We start from the raw sequence: 16,399 nt of genomic DNA on the forward strand, positions 1-16,399 counted from the left end.
TTGATTATATGATTTTTTCCGTTACTTCGCAGGTAATGAAATCTTGTTAATTCCATTAATAATCAAGGAATAAGGAGAAAATAGGTGGGTTTTGTTTGGAATAGTAAAAATCAGCCCGTTGGGATATTGGAAAGAGGATTGGAAGTCCAGAAAGATGACAGGGGGAAAGTGATGAAATGAGGCTTTCAAAGAATGGAAGTGTGTATTTTTCAGTTCAAAAGGTTGAATGACAGTCTATTGATAGCACCGATTGGAGCTCTGTAAAGACAGCACCATTCCGTTCCTCAAAACTCTGTTTGAAGATTCCGGAAAATGTGCGACAAATCTATTCTATCCTATCAAAAGAAGTAACGTCTTTTACACCGTACACGCTCCACTTCTTACAAAAGAAATTACCCTTTGATTGGCCTCGTCAATCTTTCTGTTGCTGAAAGGCTTCAGATAGGTTTCCGTCACCGTGATAGACGAGTGTCCCATGGCTTCCGAAATGATACCCGGATGAATTTCACAATGATAAGCCATTGTGGCCCAGGTATGTCTTGCCGCATAGGTACTCAGTGCCGACTTCATGCCCAGGCACTGCCTGAGTACAGCCAGCCGCTGGTTGAAGCATCTCAGAGCGGACTGGTATTCCCGGTATGCCGCTTCGGTGCCTTCCTCGCTGTGCAGTATGGGAAATAGATAAGGCGAATCCTGATTCCTGCTGGCCACCAGACGTATCATCTGCATGGCTTCGGGGGTAAGCGCCACTGTCAAGGCGCGTCCCGTTTTTCGGCGGCGGTACGATAGTGTATTGCCTTGCAAATCCCTCTTGTGCAGATAGGCCAAATCGACGAACGGAATGCCTCGCAGCATGAACATGAGTACAAAGAATATCCTGGTTTTCTGCAGGTTATTAGGAAATGCCTTTTCCTGCATCCCCATTTCCGTTTCGCGTACCAGATAGCTGATATCCGATGTTTCCAAAGCCTTCTTCCTATCGGCCCGTGTACCCGTATATACATGTTCGAAGAGCCGGGGAGTATAGCGTACGCACTTCATATCCACAGCCCTGTTGTAGGTGGAGCGGATTGTCTTAATGTAAGTAGATACCGTATTCCAGCTGCAGTTCCTTTGTCGCAGGTGGTTTTCGAAGCGTTTGAGTACCGTAGGGCTTAACTTCCGCAGAGGTAGCGCCTGATAGTTGGTGAATGCGGAGAACGCATTTGAGGAGGCCTGATAGATGTGTGCCGTTCCCCATCTCCCGCTTTCCCGAAGTTCTTCAACGATTGTCGAGAACATCTCCTGTAAGGTAATTTCATTTTTTCTCATTTCGAAATAATTTATAAAAGACTTATCTTGCAATTATATACAATTGGGAGGAGAAATAAAAAAAGAGTGCTCTCCCATTGAATACTTTTGTTATATCGGACTAAATGTTTTATAATAACAGTTGGATATGATAAAGTAAATTATGAGTGTGGCAAATTAGAATAAAATCAACCTATTACTTTTATTGGAACTTCTACTTGAAACTAATGAGATTTAATTTGTTTGGCATGATTCTAAATTTTGTCCCGAAATAGTGCAAAGATAATCGTTTTTTGATTACTTTTGCACCAAAAAGGATGGGTATGTCAATTCGAGAATGGATAAGAGAATTAGAAATTGGAGGAACACCTACATTTTCCTTTAGTAGTGTAAGACGATTTTTTCCCAATATAGCAGAACAATCTATCAAAAATGATTTGTTCCGCCTTTCTACGCAAAAAATCATAGTACCTGTATATCGAGGGTTCTATGTAATTATGCCCCCCCAATATGCGGCAAAAGGTATTATTCCTCCTATATACTACATTGACCAACTCATGTCTTATTTGGATAAGCCCTATTATATAAGTCTTCTCAATGCAGCAGAGCTTCTCGGTTCAGCCCATCAACGTCCACAGAGATTTTCTGTCACAACAATTTTGCCTAAGTCCTCAGTATCTCCTACAAAGAATAATCTGTTGGTGTGGAATTATAGAAACAAAATGCCTTCTGAGTTTCTTCTAACAAGAAATTCAGAAACGGGTACCATATGCTATTCGAATGCAGAGCTGACGGCTGTAGATCTTGTACAATATGAACAACATATTGGTGGCTTGTCACGTGCGGCAACCATACTGGAAGAATTGTCGGAATTGATAGACTTTTCGAAGATTTCAGAATCTTTGTTTGCATACACCTCTTTAGCGGCAATTCAGCGGCTTGGATTCATTTTAGATGTAGTGCTGCAAGAAGAACAACGAGCCAATGATTTATATGATTTGTTATGCAAATACACCAGAACGTTCAAATACGTATTCCTCAGCACGCGCCATAGTGCTGATGTCCAGGAGAAGAATACGCGCTGGAAGATAAAAATAAATACAAATATAGAAGTTGATGACATATGATTAACAGAGCCTCTATCATACAATGGAGTAAGCAGGTGCCGTGGAATGATAATGCGCAAATCGAGCAGGATTTAATCATCTCACGTGCATTGGTTGCCATTTTTAGTGATGAATTCCTTTCTTCACAGTTAGCCTTTCGTGGAGGAACGGCATTACACAAACTTTATCTTTCTCCACAGCCACGCTATAGTGAAGACATTGATTTAGTACAAATAAATCCGGGACCAATCAAGCCCATTATGTTCAGATTAGGAGAAGTATTGGACTTTTTACCGAATCGTGTTACTAAACAGAAACGCTATAATAATACAATGCTGTTCAGAATGGAATCAGAGTTTCCGCCAACAATCCAGATAAGATTGAAGATTGAAATTAATTGCTTTGAGCACTTCAATGAGCTGGGATTGGTAAAGATTCCTTTTATAGTTGAGAATAGTTGGTTCACGGGAGAATGTGAGATTACAACCTATCGGCTTAATGAACTTCTGGGCACGAAACTGAGAGCATTATACCAACGTAAAAAAGGGCGTGACTTATTTGACTTATATGTGGCATTGACAAAAGCAGAAGTTGATGTAAACGAACTCATGCGCTGCTATCATCGCTACATGAGTTTTGCAGTTCAGCAACCTCCCACATACAAACAATTCGTTGCCAATATGGAAGAAAAGATGGTTGATCCGGATTTTCTGGGTGATACTCAATTGCTTCTTCGTCCAGATGAGCCTTTTGACCCTATTGAAGGCTATAAAGCTGTTAAAGAACGGCTGATAGAAAACATGCAATAGTAATTCTATGGAAAGGAGGATGTTTATTCAGAAACATCCTCCAACCTATTAATTGCTACCTCGTTTATTCGGATTCGATGGTCAGATACCAGTCTGCGTTATACTTCACCGGACAGAATCTGAGGCTGGTATAGGCAGCAGGCTTATTGTCCGCTGCATCTTCTTCAGCAAATTTCACCCTGAATTTCACTTCATTTCCGGTGTACTGAGAAAAACCGAAGCTTTCCAGAGTATAATCCAATACAGGGAAAAGCTTGAATCGTCTTGCCATGTTCACTTTCTGTTCGTTACTGATTGGCATCAGAGTATCATTCCGTGTAACATACATCATTTCCAATGCGGCTTCTGTTCTGCCTTCTTGCAGAGCGTCCATACACGAAGAAGCTAATTTCAAGACAACAGCCGTATCTTGGGAGCTAATATTATAAACGTCTTCTGTTACACTCGCTTTTCTATTGGTACATGAATTCATACCGATAAGAACAGTCGCAATAAATAGCGTGAGATTTATTACTCTTTTTTTTATTGCATTTCTATTTATAAAGAGAGGAGTATGCCCTCATGAACATACCCCTCTTTCATTAGTGTAGTATAATGTAACTATTTACATCATTAATTGTTGCCGATGGTGTTTTTAACCACACAATCTACCCAAACTTTCTGGATAACGCCCCAATCGTAAGTGAACTCAACCGGAATACGTACCTTGAAAGTACCTACGTTGTTACCGTTGTTCTCATACTTGATTTGTCCCATAGCTGCCTTGATAGCATCGTAAGTTGCTTTCGTACCAGCAGATTGCTTGTTGTAAGCAGCGAAACTAACAGTTACACCAGTACCAGTCACATCTGCGCCAGATGGATTCAATTGAGAGAACTTAACTTTTGTTGACACCTGAGACAACAACTTGTTGTTGATATCGTGACCGTTCATATCAGTAGTGATCTTATCAATCAGCACCTTAACTTGTTTTACATTATAATATGCAAACAACCAAGCGTTTGAGTAGTCCACCGGATCAGCATCAAAGTCAACAAACTTCTTATCACGCCAGTCGGAGAAGTGGAACAAGTCTGCGATATTCAATTTAGAACCATTTGCCTCGGCATCAGTAAACTCACCGTCTTCTACCGGGTTGGCATCAATAGGACGCAAGAACTTGGCAGGATATACACTGTTCTGCGTAGCCATTGCTATAGCACACGGAGTATAAGGTACAACACCGATTTGTGCAACCAACTGTGCATTGGAGTGACCATAATAGTTCAACAAGAATTCAGATGTAGAATTCTGCTTGTATGTAATCTTACCTGTTGCTTGATTAATTTCTGCAATTTCGACTTTGGCTGCACGGGTCTTTCCTGCATACAGTTTTGTATTCGTATAGACACCCTGATCTGATTTTAATGCATATTCCAATGTATTGTCATAGCTTGCATCATATTGTTTTGCGAAGATATCTGTCGCCTTTGTATTATCAACATACAAGAAATAACCAGGTTTAGCTAATGTTCCAGTTGCAGGTAATTCGTACTCGTCGTTAGTAGCTGCAAAGAAGTACTTGTAACCACCGGCTGCACTATTGGCAGCTTGTTTAGCAAATATAGCATCTGTATAAGAAGCAAAACCTGCAGTCGGACCAAATTGAGGTTTGTTGGCATCACCTACTACTTCCCATACCTGATCAAGTTCAACTACATACTGCAATGTGTTACCGTCATCCTTCGGATAAGCCACATTCAAACGAGTAGTTGTACCATTTTCGTACCAGTATTCAGCAATCTTGGTCTTAACAGCACCTACCGGCTTCAGAACAGTGGCCTTCAATGGCATGTAAATCGGAGCATTTGCTGTTTCGCCCTGCTTACTTTCATATCTTACGTAGATAGTCTTTGAGTGAGAATCGCTTTCTTGATAAATACGTTGCATATCACTTATTGACAGAGTCCAACGCAAAATTGTATTGGTAGTTCCGTGAGGATCTGCAACTTCCTCAACTTCTCCGTAAATCTTCTTGGCATCTGTGATAGCCTTCCATTCGTTACTGCTTGTCAATTCAAATTGTGTACCAACAGAATTATTCTGAGTAAATTTGTAGAGAGCATCAAATTCGTCTTTGGATTGAGTAGCGGTATTCTCAAGCAACTGATAAGAGATTTCAGCCCAAGTCAAATCCAGCTTAACTCCGTCGCATCCGAATTTAGCGTCTTTCGGGAATTCGTCCGTAATCTTATAACCGGCTTCTTTGATGATTTGCAATTTGATGTAACCAACCAAAACAACACGGTCTTGATTATCAAGTACGCGAACACGGATCAACGGGCGTTTTCCTACAGAAGAGATTCCTTGTTGATTCAATGTTTCACCCTTTTCATTTACGATAGAAGGAGTGATGACACCACTTGTAATGTCTTGTTGTACATATTTGCTGTCAGAAGTCACATTATTACCGGTCTTATACTGAATTAAAGCAAAGTCATACTTCAAACCGAATTTGGCTTCTGCACCGTAAGGCCAAATTTTATGTGTACCTTTATTCTTTGTTTCAGTGTTCCAATCATAATGGGTGGCCAATACCTTTTTTAAGTCAATGGACTCATCGTATGCCACTTGCAAAGTTGGAGCATGTGTGATTGCATCTTTTACGCTAGTCCATAATTCATCAGGGTTATTAGCTGTAGAACATTCAACGGCAGTATTGACACGACCATCAACAAGGTCATTGCTCTTGTAAGCAATAGCCATAGGAGTTACCTCAGAAATGTACGCCATTGCGTAATCAGAAGTAATGGTAGTGTCTTTGTCAGCCTTCTTTACATTGGCGGACAGAGCAAAAATAGAAGCTTCTCCCTTTTCAGCGTTATCGTATTTCTTGTCATAGATAACAGTCTTATCAAGAGAATATCCTACACTGATAAATCCGTCTTTCTTTTGCTCCATGTTTTCAACCTTAAATTTCAACTTGGAGTCATTTGCACGTGTAATGTATTCTGTTTCTCTTGAGACAAAGCTAAGATCAGCCAACTTATCAATCAATGCACTTGAAGGATTCATGTGATACTTAACTGTATCAATCGGAGCAAATACATCTTTTTTGTCATCTACATAGTTCCAATTTGCCACAGGTTCTGTAATTACACATTTTACGGCCGGCGAGTGCTCGTCATAAAACTCTATTTCAGTAGTAGTAGAAGTTTTCTTATACGTATAGCGCATCGCTTCATATTCAGTAGCCTCAATACCGCCTACATACAGCTCGGGATAGAATACTAAACTTCTTAATTCTTTAGTAAGCAGAGTTACTAAACCATCATTGATACTGCTAATTTGGGCAGCAATAGCGGTAACTTTGTCATCTATGGCTTTTACATCAGCTGTAGTTGCCACGTCTTCCATTGCTTTGTTGATAGCTGTAATTGCAACATTGATTTTGTCAATTTCTTCAGCATTAGCATCGATTAGCTCTTTGTACTTTTCAACAGCAACCATTTGAATCTTTAACTGAGCAATGGCAGCTGCATTAGCATCTACTGTACCTGAAATTGTAGCCAAATTTGTTTCGATGGCAGAAATTTGAGTCTTTAATGCATCTAATGCCTCTTGGCTTGGAGCATCTTTCAACATCTCATTAACCTTGTCAACCGCAGCCTGTATAGCTTCTGCTTTTGCAGTGGCAGCAGCTTCTTTGGCAGCATCAGCAGCAGACTTGGCAGCAGCGATATCAGACTTAGCGGCATCCAAAGCAGATTGCAAAGTCGTAAGCTGTGTGTTCAAGTCACTGGTCTTCTTGTCCAGGTTTTCGATGTCATCATCATAGTCCTTACAAGAAGTGAACGTTCCTGCAGTGCCCACCATTAAGGCGCTGAACAGGATTACACTTAGAAACTTTTTGTTCATAATTGAAAACTTTAAATTTATAAATTTAAAAAAATAAAAAGTGAATAATCTCTCATTTTGAATCCCTTTCGCATACTTCTTTTGTTACTAAGTATTCCGTTACTTCGCAGGTAACGGGAACCATCTTGAATCAATTATGTGAAAAGAAGTTTAATATAGTTGTAATGCCCCTATAATTGTTTATAACATTTTAAGTGATGAAAGATGAAAAGTGGCTTATAGGTGGAATTCTGATAATATGACCGAGAGGTAAAGTTACGATAAAGGGAAATCAAAATATTTATAGGGAAAGAAAGACTTAAAGTGTTATTTTGTAGAGTTTTGGCTTAAGGGGAAGTTGTTGAGAAATGAGCGAGAGGACTCTTCCCTTCAAGAGATGCTTCTTGCGGGAGGAATAAATATGGACACATCTAGGCCGCTTTATCAATAAAAATAAAAAAATCTATGCCGAGATTCCATTGCTTTTTACAAAAGAAATTACCTTCTCATTTGCTTCATCAATCTTCTTGTCGTTGAAAGGTTTGAGATAGGTTTCAGTAACATTTATCGATGAATGTCCCATCGCTTCGGAAATAATGCCAGGGTGAATCTCACAATAATATGCCATTGTGGCCCACGTGTGTCTTGCCGAATACGAACTAAGATGTGAACTCATATTCAAATGTGTTTTTAAAGCTGACAGCTGATAGTTAAAACGCCTCAAAGCTGATTGATACTCTTTATAAGCCGCTTCTGTACCATCCTTGCTACGTAATATTGGGAATAAATAAGGTGAGTTCTCGTCCTTATTGGATACCATGTGTACCAGCTGTAAGGCTTCAGGGGATAGAAGTACCCGTAAGGTGCGACCAGTCTTTCTTCTACGATAGGACAATACATTCCCTTGCAGGTCTTTCTTGTGCAAGAAAGCTAAATCGACAAATGGGAGACCACGCATCATAAACATAAAAACAAATAGCATTTTGGCCTTTTGAAGGCTTGAGGAAGGAATCCTTTTGGACAAATCCATTTCTGTCCCGCGAACTAAAGTTCCTATATCCGAAGCTTCCAAAGCTCTTTTCTTGTCTGCTTTAGTTCCTGTATACACATGTTCAAATAATCTAGGAGTATAACGGACACATCGTAAATCTACAGCTCGATTGTAAGCCGAGCGAATGACTTTCATATAGGTAGAAACGGTGTTCCAACTGCAATCTCGTTGACGCAGGTGCATTTCAAAACGTTTCAAAACCACTGGATTCAATTTGCGCAGATGCAAATCCCGATAGTTATTGAATGCGGAAAACACATTCAATGTAGATTGGTAAATATGGGCTGTTCCCCATCTTCCATTTTCTCGAAGCTCTCCAATAATAGTTGACAGCATTTCTTGTAAGGTAATCTCTTTCATCTTCAATTTAAATTATACATTCTCTTATTAATAATATGTATAAGTACAATCCCTTTATAATGCAGAACATACGTGCAAATACACTAATAATTGGGGCGAACAACAATCCCATTAACAAAAAAGTGCGCTTAAATGCAGATTTTTCGATTAATTATAAAAAAACAGCATTATTATTTGCTCATTTATAGAAAAACAATTATGTTTGCACGGAAAATTCCTCCGTTACCTGCGAAGTAACGGAATTTTTTAACAAAAGCATTGTGGGAAAAGGAATGCCGGAAATGAGAAATTATTCACTTTTTATTTTTTAAATTTATAAATTTAAAGTTTTTCAATTATGAACAAAAAGTTTCTAAGTGTGACCCTGTTCAGTGCCTTGATGATAGGTGCGACAGGAACGTTCACGTCTTGTAAGGACTATGATGACGACATCAAGAACTTGCAGGAACAACTGGACAAGAAAGCTTCACTTGAAGAGCTGGCTGCAAAAGTTTCGACTTTGGAGACAGCTGTCAACGATGCTAAAACAGCTGCCAACGAAGCTAAGGACAAGGCTCAGGAAGCTTTGGACAAGGCCGGTTCGGCAGAAGGTGGTGTTTCTGATGACGACTTGAAAGCTCTGAAGAAAGAACTGCAAGACCAAATCGACAAGTTGGCTTCTTTGGACATCGTAAACCAAAAGATTGCGGCTCTGAAAGAAGAATTGAAAGGCGACTTCGTTACAGACGAGAAGCTGAAGGACTTGGCTGCTGAAATTGACAAGGTAAGTGCTGAGGTGATGTCCCTGATTGGTCATCGTCTGACCAGCCTGGCCGTAATCCCTACCAGCCACATCAACGGTATTGCCGCCATCACGCTGACTACCCTGCAATATACCCCGCAGAAGTATCAGGCTATGGCTAAGCATACAACTCAAGACCACACTACGACTCCGGTTTTGGACCACGTAAATGCTGCTGCTACAGCTAACTCCATTTCTACAGATTACAACGAGGCTTATTTCCATGTAAGCCCCAGCGTAGGTGTCCGTACTTCAGATATTGAATTGCCCTCATTTGATTGCATCACATCTGAAAATATTATGACCAAGGCTACCGGTGCTGATATTAAGACTAACAGCCCGATTCAACCGGTTAAGTACGACATCAATAAGGACGTGCTGACAGTAAAATTCAAAAAGACAGTCAAGGGTTCTATCGCTGCAACGACTGCCGGCGACAAGGAAAAGTTCTACATGGCATCTTTGAAAGCTCCTATCGCTGCTGAAAACTATACAGCTGCTGAAAAGAAAGCTTTTGACGAACAAGGTACTAAGGTGTATGTGAACTCTGAATATGTACGTCTGCACGAAGAGGTTAAGGTTCCGTATCTGGTTAATAGCAAAACTGACTTTAGCAAAACTATGACCGGTAAGTTTGCCGATGAAATCCAGAACGACGGCAAAGAAGACTTCTATGTACACTATCATGACTCTGTATGCGTATACGAATCTAAAGCCAACGAATATGTAGACTTTAAGCAACCTTATAACGAGCCGCTTGATTTGAAGAAATTGGTGAAGGTTTGTGTTACAGACGCTAAAGATGCTAAAACTAACCACGCTAACCATGCAAATCTGGCAAACTACAAGGATTATGGTCTGACATTCCGTTTCTACATCCCTACTGCTCCTTATAACACATTGGGTGGCGTAGATGGTAACACCAACAAGACAGACCAGCAGAAATTTGCCAAGCTGGATTCTCACGAAAACGGTATCATGTCTTCCAAGGTTTACACTGTCGAAGGTACTTCTGCAACAGCTGTAGGTCGTGAGCCTATCGTTCGCGTGGAACTGGTGGATACAGTAAACAATGCTTTGGTTGCCATGCGTTACCTGAAAGTGAAATGGGTGAAAGAAGCTGGCGAGAGAGAGTTGTCTCATGCTTTTGCTGATTCTATCTATTACTGCAGCAACTACACCGGTCGTATCGGTACTCAGGAAATGAATGAGGACATCTACGACAAGGCTAAAGAAGGTGGTATGACCAAGCAGGAATTCCACGCCGTTTATACTCAATTTGATGGTACAAAGGGTGCCGGCGAAGGTACGGCTTCTGTGATTGCCAACTCTGAAGCTGGTGTAGAATCTTACAACATCATCTGGACACTGACTCATGCAGACATCGTTAAGAAGTATCCGAACTGGAACAACCAGGAAAAGATGAGCTTCAGCAAGGTTTGCTACTACTCCGATCCTACAGGTGCATATCCTACATTGAAGATTACTTTGACACGTACTATCTACAAGCCGGTATTCAACCTCTGGGGTTACGATGGCCGCTACTGGAAGAACGACAATGAATGGTCCACATTCAATGTAAACCCGATTGTTTACAATACCGAGGAATCCAACCCGGCATGGTCTAACAATACAGAGAATAACCCGACATGTAACATCTACACAGACTTGCTGAACGGTTTCCTGAACGACCTCGGAGTTAAACCGACAACCGGTTTGGGCGGCGCAATCTGGTATGCCGATGCACTGCGTGCCGGTAAGAAGTTCTTCTATTCCGGACTGTATCCTTATGCTGCCAGCGGCCACCAGGGTGTGAAAGGTGGTGCTTATTCAGAGGAAGGTGCCCGCTTCGTGTTCGACAAAGAAAAACTGGAAGCTGCCAATTCTGCTTACAAGTACGAATATTTCAACGGTACAAGCGTTGTTGAAAAGACTGCGACTGTAAGTCCTGACGGAACAATCCTGTACATCGACGGCAAGAAAGCTGCTGAGATTGTGAACTACGCTCCCAACAAGCTGGATGCCAATGAAATCACTTACAACATCAAGTTGGAAGAAGTAAACCCGACTCACGCACCGCGTAGCGGCGACGCTCCGACAGAAGCTGCCAAGGCTCTCGTAGGCAAGTATGTCCCCATCAAGTTGGTTGCCGACGTATGCTACACAGATGCTTGTGCTGCTGGTTCTCTGCTGGCTGCTGCCCACACTGCAACTATCAAGGAATATGATGCATTTATCATCGAACCGTTGACAGTAACTACAGGTGAAACTGAGAACTTTACTGATGCAACTGTAGGTGGTAGTACAATTGACGTTAAGGGTGCTTTCACTTATGTTTCTTGGAATGCTGACGAATCAGGCAAGAAGTATATTGTAGCCAATACTACCGGCTTGCAGAAAGCTTTGTGGGAATTCTACGAAGTAGTTCCGGGCGAATGGATGACAGACCAAATCAAGTCTAACTTGAAACTGGTTAACGGTAACTTGGTTCCGACTGATGGTGTAACAAACGGTCCTCTGCCTTCTAATACCAAGGTTGTTTACAACCAGGCAGATGAAACTCTGACTTACAACAACTACAGCGGTACTCCGGTTAACTGGGATTACAAATTGTTCATCCCTGTGAAGTTCGGTTACAAGTGGAAGACATTCACTTTGACATTCGAAGTTGATGTTAAGAAGAACTCTGGTACTCCTGCTCAAAGATAATCATCACTGCAGATAACTAATAAAAGAGAGTGTTTCCGGAAAAGAAGCACTCTCTTTTCTATAAAAACAAAAGAACAATGAGACGAACGATTTTGGCTATGTTGACAATAGCTTTCGGTTTTTTATATTCTTGTACCAATACTAACAGTACAGAGTCTACTCATTCTTTCGCCGGTACATTCATAACGGAAAATGGCGTGAGGTTTGAACTCCGTGCAGACTCAACCACCCTCATCACTTTCTCTGATTCAGTGAAGTATGAAGGTACATGGAAGTCTTGCAAGGCCGAAGACCACTTAGAGTATGCCAATATCGAATTTGGAGGTTATCAGGAATACTATTATTTAAAAGATGAAAAGCTTTACCGAAGTGAGCGCGAAATGCGCCACGATGCTTTGGGAACAAAAGTGAAATATCAGGAATAAACTGAAGAGTAAAACATTTGCATAGAAGAGGCTATCTCAAGTGCATTTTGAGACAGCCTCTTGCTTTTTTCAGCAATTCACCATTTAGACAGTTGTACGCAGCAAAAGTGACAAGAATTTATAAGAGTTTGAACAACATAACAAGCTATCTTCTTATGTACTCAGCAGAATCAAGCAAAGCCGGCCTAGAAATATAGTGTGATTCTCATAAGAGATTATATGCTTAGCCCAAAAGCCACTGAAAGAATTATCACAGAGGCCGTTGAAGCAGTGAAGGACTGGCAGGCTTTAAGAGTAAAGCCAGAAATAGGTAGACAGGAAATGGATAGATTCATAAACTTATTCTAGCTAATTTATACCCGAAAAGACATAATCTCTTTCTCCTTTAATCTTTTTATACCCTTATGGGTGTAATAACGAAAATATATTCTATCTTTGTACCCCAAAGGGTATAAAAATGGAATATACGGAACAAACAACATTATCCAAATATGTAAAAGCGATGCGTAAGCAGTACAATCTGACCCAAGTGGAACTTTCGGAAAAGTCAGGAGTAGGCTTGCGCTTTGTCCGTGAATTGGAACAAGGCAAACAGACGCTGCGGTTGGACAAGGTAAACCAGCTACTGTCTTTGTTTGGCAGCGAAGTTGGCGCAGTACCTATAACTAAAACTGACGAATGATGAAGCAGGCATTGATAAATCTCCGAGGAATAAAAGCCGGTATCCTCACAGAGGATGAGGATGGCTATACCTTCCAGTACGATACGGAATTCCTGCAGTCGGATGTTGCAGAAGCTGTCAGTCTCACATTACCCTTGACAGAGAAAGCCTATCACGACAAAGTGCTGTTTCCTTTTTTCGACGGGCTGATACCCGAAGGATGGCTGCTTGACATTGCGGAAAAGAACTGGAAAATAGATGCACGTGACCGAATGTCACTGTTGCTGGCGTGCTGTAAAGACTGTATCGGTGCAGTGGGTATCGAACCTATAAATGAGGAGGATTAAAAATGGCAAAATGTCTGTATTGCTACAAAGAACTGAATGGAAATGAGAGGGATTTCCACAAGGCTTGCTCAAAAAAGATATTCGGGACACTAGAGGCGCCTATATTGCCTTATACGCACAATAATCTCAACGATTTGGCAAGGCAGGTAATTCGCAGTCAGACCACACTGACCGGAGTGCAGGCCAAATTATCATTGGATATCAACAAAGGAAGTAAAAACGAGCCTGGACGATTTACGATTGTAGGCTTATGGGGGCGCTATATTTTGAAGCCGCAAACCGAACGGTTCGGCAATCTTCCCGAATTAGAGGATCTGACAATGCATCTTGCGGAGATAGCCAAGATACGAGTTGTGCCGCATAGCCTCATCCGCTTTGAGGATGGTGAATTATGCTATATCACCCGGCGCATAGACCGCACGAATGAAGGAGGGAAATTGGCTATGGAAGACATGTGCCAACTTTCTGAAAAACTCACTGAACAAAAATACAAAGGTTCTTATGAACAGATTGCGAAGTTAGTGCTGAGATATTCATCCGCTCCCAAATTGGACCTGGTGAATTTCTGGGAGCAAGTCGTCTTTTCATGGATAACCGGTAATGCCGACATGCATTTGAAGAACTTCTCGCTTTATAGTCCCCAACAAGAGGTATATACGCTCACACCAGCATATGACATGCTGTCTACCGCATTGGTGATGCCTGAAGACACCGAAGAACTTGCACTTACACTAAACGGCAAAAAACGTAAATTAAAGAAGGCTGACTTTGTCATGTCCATGCGGGCGTCGGGATTGGACGAAAAAGTAATAGAAAACCTCTTCAAGAAACTCTTGAAAGTAGAAACCAAATGGATGGAGTTCATCAGTCTCTCTTTTCTACCGGAGGAGATGCAAATATCATATAAAGACATGATAAGCATAAAACTCAATATGCTGAAATGATACGAAACCCAACAAGGATTTCCTCTTTCTATCGCCCTTCTCTCTTTACTTCAATCCACCTTCTGAAGAAAGGGTCATCCAGTTCATACCCCTCATTACGTATCACATATCCTTGTTGTCCAAGTCGCTTCAAGCTACTGAAAGCTGTACTTGGAGAATCAATACCGACAGCTTGTAGAAAAGGAAGACTGGACGGAGTCCCCATCTGCATAGTTAAGCCTATCAAGACTTTTTTATCTGTTTTATTGAAAGTGCTCCATAAACGTTCATAATCCATATCATGTACATGGGTCAACTCCGTAATGGCAGTTTCCACCAAAGTATCACTGTAACCGTTTTGTTTCCAGTTATTCCATGTCTGGTAAGCCAGTTGCTGGGTGTAATAGGGATGACAATTGGTGAACGACAGAATGCTGCGGCCTATCGTTTCAGCATCCATATCTTCACCCAAGAGAAGAAAGCCATTCTTGAGAAACTCATAGAAGTCATCTTGAGGAATCTTACCCAACTTCATCAAATATCCAAAATGATAGAAAGGAGATTTCTTTTTCTCAAAGATTTCCTGCATCATCGATTCCTGGCTACCTAAGAAAATGTAATTGGCATGGTTGTAAGTCTGTAGAATAGACCGCAATCTTTTATCCAGATTCTTGTCCAATGTACGTATTTCTTGGAATTCGTCCAGTACTACAATCGGTTTCTTGTGTGGATTCTTCATTCCCAGTTTATCAATCAGTGTGAATACATCCTCCAACAAAATGAAACCATCCATTGACGGCTGAAATGAAACTTCTATGCCATCCGTCATGGGATTGGTTGAAATGGTGGGGATAAAACGAAAGTGAGTGATAAGATGCTTCAGACGTTCCATAGAATATTGTTGAAGCACAATCCGCAATAATCGTGCAGCAAAGTCGGCAGTGCCTGTTACCAACTGCAGGTTCAACTGGAAAACGGGACGTGACAACCCTTTCGTTACTTTTTGGACGAGGCTGGTCTTGCCGAAACGTCGTGGGCTAATAAGTATCAGGTGATTCTCACTTGCAAGTATCTCTCTTACTTTTTCTTGTTCCGCTACTCTATCCGTAAAGTATTCACCGTCTACAATCGTACCGAATTTAAATGGATTATTCATATTGCGACTTTTTTCAATGCGACTTTTTTCGCAAATATAAGAAATATATTTGAGTTCATTCTGAAAGACTGGCTAAAATGAAGAAATACATTATAAGCTTCTGTTTTTCTTCATTTTATTGTATATACTTGTAAGGTAAACCCTTTATAAATAAATTGGAAATGAATAGAAATGAAATTACCTTACAGGAGATGTTCTCCTCAGTCATCGGGGAACTCCGGGAAGGCGGCAGGTGGGGGACGGCACACATCTACCAGTCAGCGGTGAATGCATTCTCGGCATTCACCAAATGGCAGCCGATGCCCATGCGCAAGTTGAGCCCGACCGTACTGAAGAGATTCGAAAACTTCCTCAGGCAGAGGAACTGCAGTTGGAACACCGTATCCACCTACATCAAGACGGTACGCTCGGTGTATAACCGGGCGGTGGACAGAAAGTACATACGGTATGTACCCAGACTGTTCGAGCATGTGTATACCGGCACACGGGCGGACAGGAAGAAGGCGCTCGAGGCATCAGACATCAGCAGCCTGGTAAGGGAGACGGAAAGGAGCCTGCAAGGAGGGGCGCTCCCAAACACACAGCAGAAAACAAGGATTTTCTTCGTACTCATGTTCATGCTCAGGGGCATACCCTTTGTGGATCTGGCATACCTGCACAAAAGGGACCTGCAGGGAAATATACTATCGTACAGACGACGGAAGACGGGACGGGCGCTGACCGTATCACTCACACCCGAAGCCATGCAGATGGTGAGAATAATAGCAAACAAGGACAAGGACTCTCCTTATTTATTCCCCATATTACAAAGTGAGGAAGGGTCGGAAGCCGCATACCGGGAATACCAGTCGGCACTCAGGGCATTCAACCAGCGGCTGGCAGTACTCAGGCAGTGCTTGGGAATG

The 16,399-nt window shown here is 41.5% G+C and carries 13 protein-coding genes; 8 read left to right on the top strand and 5 right to left on the bottom strand.

The features are described from left to right. Positions 1-357: 357 nt before the first annotated feature. Positions 358-1,311, bottom strand: coding sequence for a site-specific integrase (locus CSD97_RS08285; protein WP_055288542.1), 954 nt, complete (start codon positions 1,309-1,311; stop codon positions 358-360). Positions 1,312-1,613: 302 nt separating this feature from the next. Here CSD97_RS08285 and CSD97_RS08290 point away from each other — a divergent pair, with 302 nt between their 5' ends. After that, entirely contained in the window at positions 1,614-2,417 is an 804-nt protein-coding gene (locus CSD97_RS08290) for a type IV toxin-antitoxin system AbiEi family antitoxin (RefSeq protein ID WP_055288541.1), read from the top strand. Further along, positions 2,414-3,205 (top strand): nucleotidyl transferase AbiEii/AbiGii toxin family protein, encoded by a 792-nt coding sequence (locus CSD97_RS08295; protein WP_005833587.1) that lies wholly within the window; start codon positions 2,414-2,416, stop codon positions 3,203-3,205. Before CSD97_RS08290 ends, CSD97_RS08295 begins: the two co-directional genes overlap by 4 nt. A 64-nt stretch (positions 3,206-3,269) precedes the next feature. On the opposite strand, the gene CSD97_RS08300 is transcribed toward CSD97_RS08295, so the two are convergent. The 3 genes from CSD97_RS08300 to CSD97_RS08310 all read right to left on the bottom strand — a co-directional run bounded on the left by CSD97_RS08300 (position 3,270) and on the right by CSD97_RS08310 (position 8,492). Continuing rightward, complete coding sequence (locus tag CSD97_RS08300) at positions 3,270-3,578, bottom strand: hypothetical protein (protein ID WP_225982686.1); 309 nt, start codon at positions 3,576-3,578, stop codon at positions 3,270-3,272. Between the two features lie 239 nt (positions 3,579-3,817). After that, positions 3,818-7,102 (bottom strand): hypothetical protein, encoded by a 3,285-nt coding sequence (locus CSD97_RS08305; protein ID WP_055288540.1) that lies wholly within the window; start codon positions 7,100-7,102, stop codon positions 3,818-3,820. A 442-nt stretch (positions 7,103-7,544) separates the two neighbouring features. Next, positions 7,545-8,492: a site-specific integrase gene (locus CSD97_RS08310; protein ID WP_005824483.1), complete on the bottom strand. Its 948-nt coding sequence runs from the start codon at positions 8,490-8,492 to the stop codon at positions 7,545-7,547. A gap of 337 nt (positions 8,493-8,829) precedes the next feature. Here CSD97_RS08310 and CSD97_RS08315 point away from each other — a divergent pair, with 337 nt between their 5' ends. The 5 genes from CSD97_RS08315 to CSD97_RS08335 all read left to right on the top strand — a co-directional run bounded on the left by CSD97_RS08315 (position 8,830) and on the right by CSD97_RS08335 (position 14,359). After that, on the top strand, positions 8,830-11,982 hold the full coding sequence (locus CSD97_RS08315) for a hypothetical protein (RefSeq protein ID WP_173675104.1): 3,153 nt from the start codon (positions 8,830-8,832) through the stop codon (positions 11,980-11,982). A 77-nt stretch (positions 11,983-12,059) separates the two neighbouring features. Then, positions 12,060-12,407 carry a hypothetical protein gene (locus CSD97_RS08320; RefSeq protein ID WP_022401132.1) on the top strand — a complete coding sequence of 116 codons (348 nt, stop codon included), beginning with the start codon at positions 12,060-12,062 and terminating at the stop codon, positions 12,405-12,407. Positions 12,408-12,864: 457 nt separating this feature from the next. Beyond that, positions 12,865-13,089 (top strand): helix-turn-helix transcriptional regulator, encoded by a 225-nt coding sequence (locus CSD97_RS08325; protein ID WP_005824474.1) that lies wholly within the window; start codon positions 12,865-12,867, stop codon positions 13,087-13,089. Then, positions 13,089-13,415, top strand: coding sequence for a HipA N-terminal domain-containing protein (locus CSD97_RS08330; protein ID WP_022401131.1), 327 nt, complete (start codon positions 13,089-13,091; stop codon positions 13,413-13,415). Before CSD97_RS08325 ends, CSD97_RS08330 begins: the two co-directional genes overlap by 1 nt. A gap of 2 nt (positions 13,416-13,417) precedes the next feature. Continuing rightward, a complete protein-coding gene (locus CSD97_RS08335) occupies positions 13,418-14,359 on the top strand; it encodes a HipA domain-containing protein (protein WP_098032261.1) in 942 nt (313 codons plus the stop codon). A gap of 28 nt (positions 14,360-14,387) precedes the next feature. Here CSD97_RS08335 and CSD97_RS08340 read toward each other — a convergent pair whose 3' ends face one another. Then, entirely contained in the window at positions 14,388-15,494 is a 1,107-nt protein-coding gene (locus CSD97_RS08340; protein ID WP_098032262.1) for an ATP-binding protein, read from the bottom strand. Positions 15,495-15,655: 161 nt separating this feature from the next. Here CSD97_RS08340 and CSD97_RS08345 point away from each other — a divergent pair. After that, positions 15,656-16,399, top strand: a 744-nt coding sequence (locus tag CSD97_RS08345; RefSeq protein ID WP_098032295.1) for a site-specific integrase, incomplete at its 3' end; no start/stop codon positions are given.

This window comes from Bacteroides sp. AR29 (assembly GCF_900217715.1).
In the GTDB taxonomy this organism is placed as follows: Bacteria; Bacteroidota; Bacteroidia; order Bacteroidales; family Bacteroidaceae; genus Bacteroides; species Bacteroides uniformis.